The following is a 17,924-nucleotide window of genomic DNA, read 5'->3' as shown; positions in this document are numbered from 1 at the left end:
AAGAAATTTAATGATTTCTCCTTTGCCCTCCAAAACTATACTGATCCGGAAATATTAAAATTAATCTCGATCACCAAAATGCTACCATGAGCTTTTTGGGCATTTACTGTAGAAAGCTGTATCTTTGCCATTATGACCAAAGAACAAATTCAAGATTTGAGGGATCGTGTAACTTCCCTGAGGAGGCATCTTTGACATTGATGTCAAAAAAGAAGCTTTAGAAAAAGACCAAGCAATTACTTTAGAACCAGATTTTTGGAACGATTCAAAAGCAGCCGAAAAAATATTGCAATCGATCAAAGTACAGAAAGTATGGACTGATCATTTTGATCAAGTCGCCGCCTCTGTCGATGATACAGGTGTATTATATGAGTTTTATCAAGCGGGTGACGCCACAGAGGTCGAACTTAATGAACAATACCATATTGCGCTAGAAGCAGTAGAAGAGTTGGAATTTAAAAATATGCTAAGTGCTGAAGAAGATCAGCTGGATGCAATTCTACAAATTACAGCTGGTGCTGGAGGTACAGAAAGCTGTGACTGGGCGGCTATGCTCATGCGCATGTATATCATGTGGGGAGAGAAAAATGGCTACAAAGTAACTGAACAGGATTCTCAAGAAGGCGAAGTTGCAGGAATAAAAACAGTGACACTTCAAATTTCTGGAGATTTTGCTTATGGCTATTTGAAAGGAGAAAACGGCGTCCATCGTTTAGTGCGAATTTCACCTTTTGATTCCAATGGTAAGCGCCATACCTCATTTGCATCCGTATATGTGTACCCTTTAATCGATAATAATATCGAGATCGAAGTGAAAGATTCTGAGATCGAATGGGATACGTTTCGTGCTGGCGGTGCTGGTGGTCAAAATGTGAACAAAGTCGAAACTGCTGTGCGACTCCACCACAAACCGACAGGCATTATCATCAAAAATCAAGAATCTAGATCGCAGTTGCAAAATAAGGAGAATGCTTTCCGATTATTGAAGTCACAGTTGTATGAAATTGAAATGCGAAAACGTCAAGAAGCAACAGATGCAATAGAAGGCAATAAAAAGAAAATCGAATGGGGTTCTCAAATAAGAAATTATGTTTTACATCCTTATAAATTAATTAAGGATTTAAGAACCAATCACGAAACATCCAATACTCAAGCTGTATTAGATGGAGATTTGGATGAATTCTTAAAATCATATTTGATGGAATTCGGAGGATAAAAGATCAAAAAAAAGTTTTTAAAGGCTATGTCTTACACCCTTGAAAATTAATCTTGTTTGCATATTTTATATCCAAGCATAAAAAAACACCAGATTGATAATCTGGTGTTTTTTTTAATTCGTGCTATAAGAAGGCAATACCGGAAATATTGATTTTAATTGCCGTGTACCTCTTCTTTAAAATGAATTTTTCCACATCATAGATTCCACAGGTTTTGTCGTCTTAGTATTATACTTGGCATTGCCCTTCGTATTATAAAGCGTTTCAACCTCACCCTCAACAACAAAATAAATCAACTGACCGATGGGCATACCAGCATAGATACGTACTGGCTGTGCACAGGAAATCTCCAATGTCCAAGTGTTGCAAAATCCAACATCACCTTTACCTGCTGTTGCATGGATGTCAATACCCAAACGACCCGTGCTTGATTTTCCTTCCAAGAAAGGGACATGCTGATGGGTTTCTGTGTATTCCAAAGTAACTCCAAGGTATAATGTATTGGGCTCAAGAACAAATCCTTCTTCTGGAATTTCAAAGTGATCAATCTCATTATGTTTCTTAGCATCCAACACACGACTTCTGTAGGTCGCTAAATGTTTTCCTAAGTGAACATCATAAGAATTTGTGCCTAAGCATTTACGATCATATGGTTCTATAACAATATGGCCTTTTTCAATTTCTTCAAGTATACGTTTATCGGATAAAATCATGATTATTCTTTATTACATATGATTAAAGCTGAATTTCAAATTTCTAAATTGAACCCACAATAACCATTTATTTTCAAACTTAGATAAATTTGTTTTATTTACAATTTTAAATGTGCTATATCAACAACAAAGTTATCGATTTCTCCTCCTACTTTTTGCGGGAAAGTGAAGTAGTATTAAAATTTCACCTTATTTATCCTAGTTTCTGAGAACATAACCGTCATGAAAATTTTTAAATGAACGAAAATACCAACGACAATGACATGTATATAGAAGGAGTTAATCAAGAGAAATAGCCTGCAACAAAATCTTTACTGCTATATCCATGTAATTATATTGCTTATCAGATCAAATTTATCTAAGTTTGAGTATGAGCTTAGTATACCTACGAGAATTGGATCAGCATACCAAATTTGCAATTTGGCGAATTGAAGAAGATGAACAAACATTGTCGGAGCAATTACAATTAGATACTATAGAGGAGCAAAAGCTGACCAGCCTTTCCAATGGCAAGCGACGCCTACACTGGTTAGCGACTCGGGTACTATTGCGAACCTTACTCAATACAACCGCTTACATTGACTGTCCTTCGGATACAAATGGCAAACCATACTTGGCCAATTTTCCACAAAAGATATCCCTTACGCACTCTTTTGATTATGCGGGAGCAATTATAAGTTCAAGTGGACAGGTAGGTATAGATATGGAATTGATCAAATCAAAAGTAGAGCGTATAGCACATAAATTTCTCAAAGAAGAAGAACTCCACTTCATTTCTAAAGATAAAAGCCGGATCGAACAACTCTATGCTTGTTGGAGTGCAAAAGAAGCGGTATACAAACTACAGGGCAACGCTGGAGTTTCCTTCCTTCACAATATGACCATCGCTCCTTTTGAATATGAAGAGGAAGGGCTATTGAAATTGTACTTAACCAGTGAACAGTACAACCGCTCTTTTGATGTATACTATGAGAAGTTCAATGACTATTTACTAGCATATGTGGTCGAATAAGGCCGATTTTCGAAGCTAAAAGAGGAAGATAAAAAAATAATTTTATTCAGATTCAAACAGTTACGAAAAAGGTGTAACATTTATTTTGGAAGAGTAAAAAATGCGCTTATCTTTGCATCACATTAATAAACAAATGGCCCGTTCGTCTAGGGGTTAGGACGTTAGATTTTCATTCTAGAAACAGGGGTTCGATTCCCCTACGGGCTACACATTAAACAGAAAAGCTTGCAAATTAAATTTGCAAGCTTTTCTTTTTTGAAATGATTGATGAAGATCATGCCTTTAGTATTTTTGCTTTTTCCAGATCAAATTCTTCTTGATTGATTATCCCAGCATCCATTAATTCCTTCAAATCAAATAATGCTTGTTTCTTGAGCCCCATTTCCATCCCCTGTTTCGGTTCTGAAAACACTTTTTTCCCTGCGTTCAAAGGTTCTTCATCGATGGCATTTGTTTTCGCACCAAAATCAATCAGTAAGGCAGTAATCTCGTTAAATCCTTGCATATTCGAATAATCGATGGGTTTTTGCTCAAGGACATTTGAAACATCTGTAAGAGCCCCATTAGAGAGTAGATAGCGTAATACATCTTTTTTTCCATATGCTGCTGCATAATGCAAAGCAGTATTACCAGATGCATCTTGCTTATTCATAGATGCCCCACGATCTAATAGTTGCTTCACCAAAGATAGGTAACCCATTTTTGTAGCAGTTTGTAGCAATGTCTCACCAGCATAATGTGGCTCTATACCCAAGATAAAGGTCCGACCACCTGCACGCGCAATCAAGGTCTGAAGATATGTTCCATCTTTTCCATCAAAAGAATCTACAGGACGCGCATAATCTGGCGATAGGCCTTTTTCAAGAAATAACGCAAGTAATTCCTTTTGATTGCTATTGCATACGTACCACACGGGAGAGATTCCTTCAACAGATTCAGCAAATATATCGCTACCCTGTTCTATCAGTTTTTGTGCAAGCAAACGATTCCCCAATTTTACGGCTAATAATAGGGGCCCCTCACTGAGATCATTCAACATATTGACCGAAGCACCATTATCCAACAACATGTTTACAATAGATACTGACCCCAAGGCGACAGCAATATTTAATGCGGTATTGCCTTCCTTATCTGTGATATCTAGATTGGCTCCTTGTACAACCAGAAGCTGAACGACAGGCGGATATTTCTCTTGAACGGCTAGTAACAAGGGAGAGACTGCTTCATTATTCAATGCATTTACATCTAGTCCTGCTCCAATCAATTGTTCAGCCATATCTTGTTGACCAGTACGAGCAGCAATATGGAGTAAACTATTACCGGCAAAATCATTAATACGAGGATTTGCCCCTTTTTCTAACAGGTATAGAGCGGAAGGTTTCTGTTTTTGCAATAATGAAAAATACAGAGGTGTTTCTCCCCGATGATCTTCATAATCTATAGAAGCTCCTGCTTCCACTAATTTTTTCACTAAATCCAAGTAACCACGATGTGCCGCGTAGTGTAATGCGGTACGTCCCCTTTCATCTGTATAGGAGACATCGACCTGATTCTTTTCCAATAAAATTTCAGCAATCTTGCGTTTACCTCCTTCGCAAGCCACTATAAATGATTGAGACATATTTTTTTGGATTTAATATTTTAATAACCACTCTACCGTTTTTATCTTTAGATTGTCTTCCATAGCATAATCCACAGCTTTCTTATCTAAACTATTTTCTATTTGTGGATCTACTCCTTTGTCCACTAAATACTTGACTTTTTTATACAGATCACGAGCCTTAAATTCATCGTAATTGAGATTCACTTGACACACCTTGTGTAAAAGCGTGTTACCCTGATCATCTCTATAATTGACATCAATAAAGTCTTTTTCCATGACTTCTTCCACTGTGATAACGGACTTCTCTACCAACCAATCAACTCCAGTTTTTGCTTTCTGATACCAAAGCGAGGGTTCGGTAAGATCTGCACCATTTGACAATAGCAACGATAATACGTGCAAGTGACGGTCGTTTTCGATATGCATCATTCGGAGAAAAGCGTTGAGTAAATTTTCACCCTGTTTATTCACGCTGTGGAAATCGGGTTGACTGTAATTTAACATGTTAAGCAACAAGTCAGGATTCGATTGTCTGACAGCAGCATAGTAAAAAGCACTTTCTCCATGCCAATCTAAAAAATTTGCATCCGCTCCTGCATCCATTAAGCTAGTAATAAACTCCATATTTAAGTTATCTACCGCCATATGTAACGCTGTTTTTTGTTCGACATTAGCAATATTGGGATCAATTCCTTCAGATAATAACCAGTCTACTTTACTATTTTTATGATCCGCTACTTGCGTCCTCATGTTACATGCTTTAAATAGTAAGGTCTGTCCATATTGGTCTACACGATGTACATCAGCTCCTGCAGTGACAATAGTTTTTAATAGTTCGATTGGCGCATTTTCTTTAAGCGCAAATTCAAGAAGTGTTGTACCAGCAATTTGTTCATCGAGATCTTCAACTTGTTTTAAATAGCCTCCTAACCAAGTCTGATAGCTTTCGAGCACATCATCCTTCACCATCATCGGATTGATCAATGTCGAGATAACAGTATGATCAAAACGATCATAATCATACAGGTCTGTTGAAATAAATCCTTTAATAATAAATTTATCTAAAATGCTGTAATGCTGATTGCGGATCAATTCAGCAACTGTATTTTTCAGGGCATAATCCTGAAATTCGATCTTTTTTGTCGCTTGCGCAATGATTTGTTCCATCTCTTCGACTTCTCCTCTACCCGAACAAGTGGCTAGCATTCTTAATTCATCATTTGTCATTGTTAAAATTTTTAAATCAGAGAAAATTCTGATAATTTCTTTAAATCTGACGACTGCACATTTAAAGTTCTTCTAGGATTTGATTTCAAAAAATGATCAAAGCATCATGTTTTGAATATGAATTCTTATCCGCACAGTTTCTGCGCGATCTTACTATAAAAAACGCCTTTAATGATGAAATAGTGTATAATCCTTCCTTTAAATCATTATTTCACATATACAAAAGTTTTTTTGTATCATCTTGGCTCAATTGTTTTTTTCGATCTTCCCTGATAATTAAACAAAGCGCCTTCATACCAAAAAATGCAATATTTGAATGATATCTTGGCTATTGGTTTACAAAATAGAGCTAAATACTTACGATAAGAGCTTTTACCCATGCTGTAATCACAGAAATAATGTTCTATTTAAGTGGTTTGAATAAATAGGGCAACAAAAAGACTAATACTAGAAATTTGGTTTTCTTTTTCCTAAAAAAGCATCCACTCCTTCTTTAAAATCGTCGGTTAAAAATAGATTTGAAAAATGATCAATTTCGACTTGGTAACCATTTCTAGAAGAATCATCACAGGCATTTACCGCATCAATAGCCGATGCTACAGCAGTACTTGATCTCGAAAAAATCCGATCTAAGACCTGAATCACCCGATCCATTAATCCCTCAGCAGGTAGTACCTCATTGATCAGTCCCATTCTAAATCCATCATCAGCACTAATCATATCTGCTGTAAGTATCATCTGCAATGCTCTTCCGCGCCCGACTAATCGCGTCAATCTTTGCGTGCCGCCATACCCTGGAAGAAGACCTAAAGAAACCTCTGGAAGGCCCAATTTCGCTTGGTCTGACGCAAAACGCATATGACAGGCCATCGCTAATTCTAGACCACCTCCTAAAGCAAAACCATTTACTGCAGCTATAACAGGTTTCTTAGATTTTTCGATCAATTCCGTAAAAATATAGTGTCCTTTTTGAGAAAGAGAATGCGCATCAGATTGACTAAGATCAATAAATTCTTTAATATCGGCACCTGCAACAAATGCTTTTTCACCAGCACCCGTAATGACAATTCCCTTAACTTCGACATCTCTTTGGGCAGAGACAAGGGCAGCTTCAAGATCATCTAGTGTTTGTTGATTTAAAGCATTCAATGCCGAAGCCCTATTGATCGTAATAAAAGCAATATGCTTATCCACTTGATATAATAGATTTTGATATTCCATAAATTTAAAAATTTAAATGAAGTGAAACGCCGTACGTATCACGAGATACATTTGGTAAGTTCAGATAGGTTAATCTTCTTTTATATTCGACTCTAAATATTTTAAAAATATTATCAATCCCAACGATTCCCTCCATATAGGGTTGATTGCCCATCACTTGTGTCTTGTAAATACCTTGATCATCGCGATCAAACTGGAGGAGATCTTTATTTATATTGGGATTATTACGATCGCTCAATTTTCCATAATAGAACTTAAATCCTGTTACCTCACGCCATTTTAAGCGCTGTAATAAAGGGATTCGATTGAAAATGTAACCATCCCAATGGTGATAATATGCAAACTTGACGAAACGATCTGCAACAAATTCCATATTTGCTATCAAGTCAAAATTTTGCAAAGGTCCCGATTTATCCGCTTGAATATCCGGCATTTCCAAAAGCGGGTAATATAATGAGCCCCATATCTGACCAGCACTCAATTCCATATCAGCAGTTCCGGCTGGAGCCATGAATATCCTTTTGAAAATTTTAAATCTCAATGCATCATAACGTTGATTTGCATTCCAGAAACCATCCAAACCTTTATTGTACTGTAATGTCAAAATCGGAAATTTATTCCGAATCTGTGTTCTGACTAAATTGCGATAATAAAATTGTTCTCCAGGAGCCCATCGCAATGTCAGCTGCACATCATTAGTATTAATACCTGGAATAGTATCTGGCGATGCATTTGATGTCACAAAAGAAAGATCCCCAGCAGCTTTACGTTCATGCCGAGTTAAAGTCGTCTTGACACTAAAATGATTGCCGAACTCAATCAAATGCTCTAATCGATAAATATCATTCCATAACCATTTCGTCGGTTTGTTTCTCCTAAAGGACTGGAAGAAACCATCTCCCTTCAAATATCCTAGACTACGACCTGGTTCCATCACATCATGCTGAACAGTCGCTGAAAGGTAATGTGCAGGAAATTGTACAATAGACTGACCATTTAACGTATGCGCCACATTCAAATAATATTTCAGCTTCTGATCCTTGGTGCCATAAGCAGTATACCCCTCGAAAAAGAATTTATTAGACAGCAACTCCGTAGTCCTCCCTCCTAAGCGTATCCTACTCCCCTCGATTTCATTAAAGCTATAAGTATACTCTAATGGGCCAAATTCAAATTTACCAACATTATAATAACTTCGCACAAGGAAATAACCTATCGCTATCAATCGATTGACAGATTTCATTTCGGATAGCGAATCAATATTGGTATAGGTATTTGCTTCTGTTTGTGTTAAGGGCACTACACGAACACGATCCCATTGAACAGTATCTTTTTGATCTATATAGCGTTTCTCAATAGGAATACCGGAGAAGATTTGATCACTGATCGGATCATCTTTATATTTTGAATAGTAAGTTTCTTTCTTTCCATACAACGCATTTGCTTTACTCGTTCCAAATAAAATCTGAAGATTAGATCGCTTAGGGATCATTTGACCAGCAGGATGCCTTTCAAACTCTAAACCGATATTTATGGAATTTACCCAATTGATATTTGCCTCTTCACCAAGCTCCATATCCGCATAATAAACAGCATATCGATCATCATCAGAAATCCAAATAGATCCTTTAAATAATACATCCATTTTTGACTTGGCTTCAAAATACAATTCAATATACTTGAGACCATTATGAACTAAAGTATCTTTAATGGAATACTTGTAAAACGAAGGAGCATTTCCTGCTATTGGACTTAAAAAAGATTTACTGATCAACTGAATGTTATTCTCATAAATATCAATGTTTCGAAATTGATCTTGAAAATAACTTTGGATATTGGCATTGTTGATATAACGCTTATTCAACTCCGTCACTTTATGTCCTATAATGATTTTTTTCCTTCTTGAAGGTTTGAATGTGGAATATACTTCTGAAACATTTTCTTCTAAGAAAAAAGGTAAAATAGAACTACCGGGGATACTGATCGTATCTTTATTCTCAAACAAAAACCGCAATTTACGAGGGAGCTTATCTACTCTTGCTTTTAGATCTACAGTACCAAATTGTGATTTTTCGTACTCCTCGTATTGAATATGTTTTAACCGGGAGATGTGATTAGCATCTTTATGGGCAATTACGTTTTCGATTAATGCCAACGCAGGATCTTTATATTTACGACCTTTAGCATGAACCACTACTTCACCGATCTGATTTTCCTTGCCAGAGAGCAAAATATTCAAAACCGAATCTTGAATCATATTGAGATCGACTAACTTAAGCTCATAACCAACAGCTCTAAAAGCAATCTGGTCAAATTCATCCCGCAGGGTAATATTAAAATTACCGAGGGTATCAGCAGAAGTACCACCATGATGACCACTCCAAGAAATACTAGCTAAAGGGATCCCTTTTCCAGTTTTACCATCGATGACACGACCTTTAATATTTCGTTGTGCGAATCCTAGGCTTGTCAAAATACCCAGCACAACAGCAATAATAAAAAGTCTTTTTATTGTAGTTATAATCGGTACTAAAAACATCATGAATATCTGCAATTACTTATTCTACTGACAATATACAATTTGTCTATAAATTATAGAGCATGAAATAAAAATAAAAAATGCATAGCTTATATAAGCTATGCATGCGATATTCACAAATATTATACCATCTAAATTAACTCCATAAAACAATTTGGGTAGACACCGATTAAAATCGTCAATACTGTGGTCACAATAAAGAGCAAAACATAATTCATATTGATCGGGATATGTTTAGCTTCACCATTTCTAAAATACATCGCTACTACCACTTTTAAATAGTAGTATACAGCAATCGCTGCATTTAAAACAGCTAATATCAATAACAAAATATGATAATCAGCCATTACTGCACTGAACATCATAAATTTACCAATAAAGCCTGCTGTCAATGGAATACCAGCTAAGGATAACATCGCTATAGTCAGGATAGCCGCTAAATATGGATTTTTTTTGGCCAACCCATTAAATGACTCGAAATGATCTGAACCCATTGCTCGTTTCACTAAAATCAATCCAGCAAAAGCAGTTAGAGTAGCTAAAGAATAGGAAGCTCCGTAAACAAAAATAGCATTAGCAGAATTTATTCCCACACCAATAATAGCAAACAGCATGTAACCTGCATGCGAAATACTGGAATACACCAACATTCTTTTAAATGACGATTGCATTAAAGCCGAAAGATTACCTATAAATAACGTAATAATGGCGATGCCCAAAAAGATTGGTGTCCAAAAATCCTGTAAGGGTAAAAGGGAGAATGTAAATAAACGAAGCAAGCCAGCAAAGGATGCGATCTTAACAACTGTACTCATAAAGCTGGTAATCAAGATTGGAGCTCCATCATAAACATCTGCAGTCCAAAAATGAAAAGGGGCAGCACCGACTTTGAAAATCAGACCAATAATCATTAATAATATTCCTCCATAAAACAATGGGGAGATCTCATTAGGATGACTCGTGACATAATCTTTAATCATAACCAGATCAAAGGATCCTGAAGCGCCGTATAACAAAGTGATACCAAACAACAGAAATCCCGTTGAAAACGCTCCCATGATAAAATACTTAATAGCTGCCTCATTGGAAGCAGGATCCTTCTTCCGTATCCCTACCAGAATATACAAGGCAACAGACATAATCTCTATCCCTAAAAACAATAGCGCCAAATTGTGGAAACTATTAACCAAAACAGCACCCGTTAAGGAAAATAATAACAAAGTATAATACTCTGCCACATGATCACTAGAAGACGTGAAATACCCCTTAGATAGTATCAAAACCAGCAACGTAATCACGGTACAAAGTATGGAGAATGCTACAGCATAGTGATCAAATAAAACCATCCCGTTATATAAAGGTATAGCTTCTGCTTTCCAATCATGGATCAATAGGCCGATGACGACAAGGAGTCCAACTAAAGATACCGGTAATAATGATTTATTTGCTTTAAATAACCCTAAGTAAAGTACCAATAATGCTAATATTGATAATGTAATAATCGCCCCCATAATCGAATCTATTATTCGTAAAGTTTAAGTCTAAAATTATCTTCCAAGGAATGTAGCCAATACATCCAATGAAGCTGAAGAAATATGCAATAAGCTATTTGGAAAAATTCCTAAATAAATAATCAATCCTGAAATGATTATTAGTGTATATAATTCAACACCAGAAATATCGACAAAAGACGCAGTCCTTTCAGATGTTGTTCCGAGCATTGTTTTTTGATATAACCGTAACATATAGACAGCACCCAAAATCAATGTTAGCCCTCCAAAAACGGCATACCAAATGCCATATTCATAAATCCCTTTTAATAGTAAAAATTCACCAATGAAACCATTTGTTAGTGGTAAACCAATTGCGCCCATGATAATAATCAAAAACACAATAGCCAATCGCGGGGCTTGCTTTGCAATACCGCCTAAATCTCTTAAATCTCTTGATCCAGTCCGATCTTGAATGATATCAAGTACGAAAAATAAACCAACTACAGATATACCATGATTGATCATTTGTATCATAGCACCACCCATACCCGTTAAATTCCAAGTAAACACACCTGCACTAATTAATCCAACGTGAGCAATAGAAGAATAAGCAATCAGTCGCTTCGCATCCTGCTGCTGAATAGCAATGATGGAGGCATAAACGACAGCAAAAACACATAAAACCATCACTAGTTGACCATAGCTGGCAACAGCTTCTGGCACAACGGGTAATAACCAGCGCAATAAACCGTAAACACCCATTTTCAACATAATGCCCGCTAATAGCATCGTGCCTGCCGCAGGTGCATGTGTATACGTATTTGGTTGCCACGTATGAAAAGGAAAAATGGGTATTTTAATAGCAAAAGCAATAAAGAATGCCCAAAATATCCAACGTTGTGTAGAAGCATCCAAATCAAGTGAGACAAAAGAATGCCATTCAAAATCATGGGTAGCAACCTGTTGGTGTAGATATAATATGGCAATCAACATCAATAAACTACCAAAAAACGTATAGACAAAGAACTTTAAATTAACTCGAATTCGATCTCCATCACCCCACAATGCACATATAAAATAAATCGGAATTAAAGCAGCTTCCCATCCCACATAAAATGTAAAAGCATCCATAGCAGAGAACACTAACATCAAACCGCTCTGCATGAAAAACATCAATGCATAGAAATCACCTTTAAAAGGTTTTTTAAAAGTCGTGAGCACAATCAATGGCACTAAAACATTTGTTAAAACCAATAAAGGCAAACTAATACCGTCAATACCAATATGAAAATTTACTCCAAGAGCAGCAATCCATGGATAGGATTGTTCATAATTAAAGTCACCTGAAGCATTGAATTGACAAATAAAAGGAATAGTCAGACCCAACGTGATCAAAGACAAAATCAACGCCCCTTTTTTCGCTAATGCATGTTGACATACAAATAGTAAAAAGATTGCGCCAATTATAGGGGTTAAAATAAGTAAAAATAGGTTATCCATTGATTATCAAATAGCTATTACAATGTTAAAAACTCAATAAACCGTATATAAAGATGGCAATTGCCCCAACTACCATCAGTAAAAGATAGAAACCTACATTTCCACTTTGTAAAAGACGTACTCCCTTTCCTGTCATAAATGATGATCTACCAATTGCATTGACCAAACCATCGATGCCTGAGGTATCCACAACCTTTCCAAAAAATACAGATAACCAATTAATCGGTTTTACAATCAATTGATCATAGATTTCATCGACATAAAATTTATGATAAGAAAGTTTTGCAAGGCCAGTCCTTGCCACTTGATCATGCTGCGGAACAACCCCTTGCTTGACATATTTATTGTAAGCAACAAATGCCATTACTAAAACTCCAACAATAGATACTCCCATTAACATATATTCAGTACTATGCTCAATGGCATGCGTATGTTGTAGACGAGCACCATCTGCAAATACGGGGGATAAGAAATTAGCCAACCAAGCATTTCCCCCTAATACCTCTGGAAGATTTAAGACTCCTCCAAAAATAGATAATACAGCCAACATGATTAAGGGAAAAGTCATCGATTTAGGAGACTCATGTAAGTGATGTTTTTGCTCTTCAGTACCTCTAAAAGTCCCGAAAAAGGTCAGATAAATCAATCTGAACATATAAAAAGCAGTCATCAAAGCTCCGGCAAATCCCAAAATCCAAAAAATTGGGTTAGCAGCAAAAGCATGAGCTAAAATTTCGTCTTTCGAGAAAAAACCAGAAAAGGGAGGAATCCCCGAAATGGCAATGGTACCGATCAGCATCGTGATATAGGTAATAGGTAATACTTTTTTTAAACCGCCCATTTTACGCATATCTTGTTCATTGCTCATACCGTGAATAACTGATCCAGCACCTAAAAACAATAAGGCTTTGAAAAATGCGTGGGTCAATACGTGAAAGAAAGCTCCTGTAAACGCGCCAACACCTAATCCTAAAAACATATAACCTAGCTGCGACACGGTTGAGTAAGCCAGTACTTTCTTAATATCATTTTGTGTTAGAGCAACTGCTGCCGCAAAAAGTGCAGTACAAACACCTATAACAGCGATGATCTGGAGCGTTAGAGGAGAAAGAACAAACAAAATATTGGATCGAGCAATCATATATATACCCGCTGTCACCATGGTAGCAGCATGTATTAAAGCCGATACAGGTGTCGGTCCAGCCATGGCATCCGGTAGCCAAGTAAATAAAGGAATCTGCGCCGATTTACCTGTTGCTGCCACGAATAACAAAAGTGTAATCGTTAATAGGGTCATATCCCCAATAGGATAGTTTTTCGCAGATTGAAATACAGTTGCAAATTCTAAAGAACCAAATGCATTGAATATAAAGAAAACGGCTAACAGAAACCCCAAATCACCGATGCGGTTCATGACAAAAGCCTTCTTCGCGGCTGCGCCGTAATCACTATTTTTATACCAAAAGCCAATCAATAAATAGGAACATAGCCCTACTCCTTCCCAGCCAATAAACATGACCAAGTAATTGGACCCCATCACCAATAGCAACATGAAAAATATAAATAGATTCAGATAGGCAAAATATTTTGCAAAACCAGCATCCTGCTGCATATATCCAATTGAGTATACATGTATTAAAAATCCTATACCCGTTACAACGAGTAACATGATTGCACTTAAGGGATCAACCAGAAACGAAAGAGAAATATCTAAATTTCCAATTTTGATCCAATCAAAAATATGATATAATATAATTCCACTTTCACCACTCGTACGGTCCTCATATATAGATGCAAATAAGGTACAACTCAATAGAAAGGAAACAAATACGGTAGTACTACCGATAAAACCTACCAAACCTTTTGAAAGTACTTGTCGTCCTATACCATTGATCAGAAATCCAATCAAGGGCAATAAAGGAATTAACCAAATTAAATCACGCATAGCTACTATCTTTCTTTTTTTTAATGCTCTAAATTACCAACGAAGTTTGTGAAGAGACTCAATGTCTACCGACTTCGTATTTCGATATACCATAATAATAATAGCTAAACCGACCGCAACCTCTGCTGCTGCCAAAGCCATGATAAAGAATACAAATACTTGTCCCGAAGCATCACCATGTTGCACTGAAAATGCAGCTAATAAAAGATTAACAGCATTTAACATCAATTCAATAGACATCATCATAATAATGACATTACGACGAATAAGCACGCCGATCACACCAATGACGAAAATTATACTGCAAAAAATCAAATAATGATTGATTGGAACACCTTGTAATTGTTGAATTGCTGCTTCCATTATACTTTTCTTGTTTCTTTTTTCGCCAATAAAACTGCTCCAATCATAGCCGTTAACAATAGAATCGAAGACAATTCAAACGGAAGCAGGAACTCTTTAAATAACACTTTTCCCAAATTTTTCACTAAACCGATATCGGGATCTTTTACAATCAAAGGATTTGACAAGTCAAAAACTCGAAATGCACCAAAAAGAACAACTACCAAACAGCAACCTGCAATCACACCCATCATTTTTACTAGATTGGATTTCATAGGCTCTGTATCTTTATTGAGATTCAACAACATCAGTACAAATAAAAAGAGCACCATAATTGCACCCATATATACAATGAAATTCACCACAGCCAAAAACTGTGCATTTAATAAAATATAGTGAATGGTAAATGTAAAAAACGTAATTACGAGATACAGAACACTATGCACCGGGTTTTTCGTGAAGATGGTCATCAGCGCGAAAAAAATAGAAAGGAAAGCAACTAAATAAAAAACGGTCATAAGTCTTTGATTAACTATTCAACTTTGTAATATCAAATTTTGGTTCTACCAACTTATCTTTTCCATAAATGAAATCTTTACGTAAATAATCGGCGGTCACATGTGGTCCATCCAAATAAATGGCTTCTTTAGGACATGCTTCTTCGCAAAGACCACAGAAAATACAACGGAGCATATTGATTTCATATACTGCGGCATATTTCTCTTCTCGGTATAAATGCTTTTCATCATTTTTTCGTTCAGCAGCAATCATCGTGATCGCCTCTGCTGGGCACGACAAGGCGCATAATCCACAAGCCGTACAACGCTCACGCCCTTCTTCATCTCGTTTTAAAGAGTGTTGTCCCCTAAAATTTTTAGAAAAAGGTCGTTGTTGCTCGGGATATTTAATCGTAGGTATTTTTTTAAAAAAATGTCTTAACGTAATGGACAAACCTTTTACAATGGCTGGGAAATAAATCCTTTCCATAAAATTCATCGGTTTCTGTTCTAAAACTTTTTTCCTATTACTTAGTGGTTGCATAACGGTTCCTTTCTATGAAAAATATGTATCCTTAATCAATGTAATAATTCCTGTTAAAACGATATTTGCTATGGCTAAAGGGATTAACATTTTCCATCCCAAATTCATTAATTGGTCATAACGGAATCTTGGTAAAGTCCATCGTACCCACATAAAGAAAAAGATAAAAGCAAATATTTTAATAAAGAATGCCAATACGCCCAGAATCGTTATCCAATTCTCCGAAAGACCTAAGTCATTCATAAAAGGGAAATTATACCCTCCGAAATAAAGAGAAGCCATTAATGCCGAAGAAACAAACATATTGATATATTCAGAGAACATATAGAGTCCCAATTTCATAGAAGAGTATTCTGTATGATATCCACCAACCAATTCAGTCTCACATTCTGGCAAATCAAATGGAACACGATTACACTCTGCAAAAGCACAAACCATAAAAATGATAAAACCCAAAGGCTGAGACCAAATATTCCAATTAACAAATCCGGATTGGTCTGCAACGATCTCTTTTAGGGATAGTGATCCTGTAATCATCAATAAGGCAATAATGGATAATCCCATTGCGATCTCATAACTAATACTTTGTGAAGCTGCTCGAATAGCCCCCATTAGTGAAAATTTATTGTTCGATGCCCAACCGCCTAGCATAATACCGTACACACCTAATGCGATCACACCAAACATATAAAGAATACCGACATTCACATCCGCAACTTGTAGTGAGATCACGCGATCACCGATCGTTAACGATTGCCCCCATGGAATAACAGCAGAGCTGATGCATGCTGTAATGATAGCAATAGTGGGACCCATGATAAATAAAGTCTTATGTGCTCCGGCAGGAATGATTTCTTCTTTAAAAAAGAATTTTCCACCATCACAGAATGGTTGCAATAAGCCAAAAATTCCTGCTCGATCTGGACCGTAGCGATCCTGCATAAATCCAGCAATCTTACGCTCCGCCAATGTCGAGTACATCGCGATCACAAGTGTGACAACAAATACAATTGTGACAAGGGCAAATTTTTCGATGACAAATGACCACTCCATATTATTTCAATTTTTCAGTTCTAGCCAGTTGTTCTAAATTTTGTTCCTGTAGTACAGGATCATTTTCAATAACTGCTGGTGGATTAAAACGCGTGTAATGATTAGAAGCAATCACAGATTGATCGCTAATTGGCGTTGGTTCCTCTAATTTCCAATCGCGAGTTTCTTTTTTATCATAGCGACAGGTATTACAGATAAATTCTTCTACTTCACCAAATTCATCTTTCCTTGCGGTCACACGTATAACATCAGCCCCTTTATACCATAAAGTCACCTTACCTGAGCAAGTAGGACAATCACGATGCGCATCTACAGGCTTTGTAAACCAAACACGGTTCTTAAAGCGGAAAGTTCGATCTGTCAAAGCACCTACCGGACATACATCAATGACATTTCCTGAAAAATCATTATCAACGACATTTTGAATATAAGTCGAAATCTCGGCATGATCTCCACGTCCTATAATACCATGGACGCGTTTATCTGTTATCTGATCCGCAACAAAAACACAACGATAGCATAAAATGCATCGATTCATGTGCAATTGTATTTTCTCTCCAATATCAATACGTTCAAAGGTACGTCGATCAAACTCATAGCGAGTCTGTGCAGAACCATGCTCAAAACCTAAATCTTGCAACTTACATTCTCCAGCCTGATCACAAATAGGGCAGTCTAATGGATGATTTATAAGTAACATTTCGACGATAGCCTTACGTGCATCTACCACATCTGGTGAAGTGATATTTTCAACTTCCATACCATCCATAACTGTTGTTCGACAAGAAGCAACCAGTTTAGGCATCGGACGAGGATCTTTATCGGATCCTTTTGATACCTTAACCAGACAGGTACGACATTTACCTCCAGTACCTTCCAATTTAGAGTAATAACACATCGCAGGAGGAACAATATCTCCGCCGATTTGACGTGCCGCATTCAAAATTGTAGTGCCTGACGCTACTTCTATAGGGATACCATCTATACTAACTTTCAATTTTATCTCTTCTGCCATCTT

General features: G+C 36.7%; 15 protein-coding genes and 1 tRNA gene. 3 read left to right on the top strand and 13 right to left on the bottom strand.

Annotated elements, in window-relative coordinates; all coding sequences use genetic code 11:
- Nucleotides 1-132 precede the first annotated feature (132 nt).
- Nucleotides 133-1,216, top strand: a protein-coding gene (prfB, locus tag C8N37_RS04780; protein ID WP_146171005.1) for a peptide chain release factor 2 whose coding sequence is annotated in 2 segments (ribosomal slippage) — nt 133-192 and nt 194-1,216 — 1,083 coding nt in all. Because the reading frame shifts where the segments join, the coding sequence is not laid out codon by codon here.
- A gap of 177 nt (nt 1,217-1,393) precedes the next feature.
- On the opposite strand, the gene dcd is transcribed toward prfB, so the two are convergent.
- Nucleotides 1,394-1,930, bottom strand: coding sequence for a dCTP deaminase (gene dcd, locus C8N37_RS04775; protein WP_108157842.1), 537 nt, complete (start codon nt 1,928-1,930; stop codon nt 1,394-1,396).
- A gap of 370 nt (nt 1,931-2,300) precedes the next feature.
- Here dcd and C8N37_RS04770 point away from each other — a divergent pair, with 370 nt between their 5' ends.
- The gene (locus C8N37_RS04770) at nt 2,301-2,942 is read left to right on the top strand and encodes a 4'-phosphopantetheinyl transferase family protein (RefSeq protein WP_108157841.1); all 642 of its coding nucleotides are present in this window, start codon (nt 2,301-2,303) and stop codon (nt 2,940-2,942) included.
- 135 nt (nt 2,943-3,077) lie between these two features.
- Nucleotides 3,078-3,149: transfer RNA gene (locus C8N37_RS04765), tRNA-Glu, on the top strand.
- 67 nt (nt 3,150-3,216) lie between these two features.
- Here C8N37_RS04765 and C8N37_RS04760 read toward each other — a convergent pair.
- The 12 genes from C8N37_RS04760 to C8N37_RS04705 all read right to left on the bottom strand — a co-directional run bounded on the left by C8N37_RS04760 (nt 3,217) and on the right by C8N37_RS04705 (nt 17,921).
- Complete coding sequence (locus C8N37_RS04760; RefSeq protein ID WP_108157840.1) at nt 3,217-4,563, bottom strand: ankyrin repeat domain-containing protein; 1,347 nt, start codon at nt 4,561-4,563, stop codon at nt 3,217-3,219.
- 12 nt (nt 4,564-4,575) lie between these two features.
- Complete coding sequence (locus tag C8N37_RS04755; RefSeq protein WP_108157839.1) at nt 4,576-5,772, bottom strand: ankyrin repeat domain-containing protein; 1,197 nt, start codon at nt 5,770-5,772, stop codon at nt 4,576-4,578.
- Nucleotides 5,773-6,219: 447 nt separating this feature from the next.
- Entirely contained in the window at nt 6,220-6,993 is a 774-nt protein-coding gene (locus C8N37_RS04750) for an enoyl-CoA hydratase/isomerase family protein (RefSeq protein ID WP_108157838.1), read from the bottom strand.
- 4 nt (nt 6,994-6,997) lie between these two features.
- Nucleotides 6,998-9,535, bottom strand: a complete 2,538-nt coding sequence (locus C8N37_RS04745; RefSeq protein WP_108157837.1) for a DUF5686 family protein — start codon at nt 9,533-9,535, stop codon at nt 6,998-7,000.
- Between the two features lie 128 nt (nt 9,536-9,663).
- Nucleotides 9,664-11,043 carry an NADH-quinone oxidoreductase subunit N gene (locus C8N37_RS04740; protein WP_108157836.1) on the bottom strand — a complete coding sequence of 460 codons (1,380 nt, stop codon included), beginning with the start codon at nt 11,041-11,043 and terminating at the stop codon, nt 9,664-9,666.
- Nucleotides 11,044-11,079: 36 nt separating this feature from the next.
- Nucleotides 11,080-12,525, bottom strand: a complete 1,446-nt coding sequence (locus C8N37_RS04735) for a complex I subunit 4 family protein (RefSeq protein WP_108157835.1) — start codon at nt 12,523-12,525, stop codon at nt 11,080-11,082.
- 25 nt (nt 12,526-12,550) lie between these two features.
- Nucleotides 12,551-14,470, bottom strand: a complete 1,920-nt coding sequence (nuoL, locus tag C8N37_RS04730) for an NADH-quinone oxidoreductase subunit L (protein ID WP_108157834.1) — start codon at nt 14,468-14,470, stop codon at nt 12,551-12,553.
- Between the two features lie 33 nt (nt 14,471-14,503).
- Nucleotides 14,504-14,833, bottom strand: coding sequence for an NADH-quinone oxidoreductase subunit NuoK (nuoK, locus tag C8N37_RS04725; protein ID WP_045753750.1), 330 nt, complete (start codon nt 14,831-14,833; stop codon nt 14,504-14,506).
- Nucleotides 14,833-15,330 (bottom strand): NADH-quinone oxidoreductase subunit J family protein, encoded by a 498-nt coding sequence (locus C8N37_RS04720; RefSeq protein WP_094771699.1) that lies wholly within the window; start codon nt 15,328-15,330, stop codon nt 14,833-14,835. Before C8N37_RS04720 ends, nuoK begins: the two co-directional genes overlap by 1 nt.
- Nucleotides 15,331-15,340: 10 nt before the next feature.
- Nucleotides 15,341-15,853: a NuoI/complex I 23 kDa subunit family protein gene (locus C8N37_RS04715; protein ID WP_045753752.1), complete on the bottom strand. Its 513-nt coding sequence runs from the start codon at nt 15,851-15,853 to the stop codon at nt 15,341-15,343.
- A gap of 12 nt (nt 15,854-15,865) precedes the next feature.
- Nucleotides 15,866-16,906, bottom strand: a complete 1,041-nt coding sequence (gene nuoH / locus C8N37_RS04710; RefSeq protein ID WP_108157833.1) for an NADH-quinone oxidoreductase subunit NuoH — start codon at nt 16,904-16,906, stop codon at nt 15,866-15,868.
- A 1-nt stretch (nt 16,907) separates the two neighbouring features.
- Nucleotides 16,908-17,921, bottom strand: a complete 1,014-nt coding sequence (locus C8N37_RS04705; RefSeq protein WP_108157832.1) for a 2Fe-2S iron-sulfur cluster-binding protein — start codon at nt 17,919-17,921, stop codon at nt 16,908-16,910.
- Nucleotides 17,922-17,924: the final 3 nt, after the last annotated feature.

Source organism: Sphingobacterium faecium (genome assembly GCF_003054045.1).
In the GTDB taxonomy this organism is placed as follows: domain Bacteria; phylum Bacteroidota; class Bacteroidia; order Sphingobacteriales; family Sphingobacteriaceae; genus Sphingobacterium; species Sphingobacterium faecium.
This window is presented reverse-complemented; position numbering and strand designations above follow the sequence as displayed.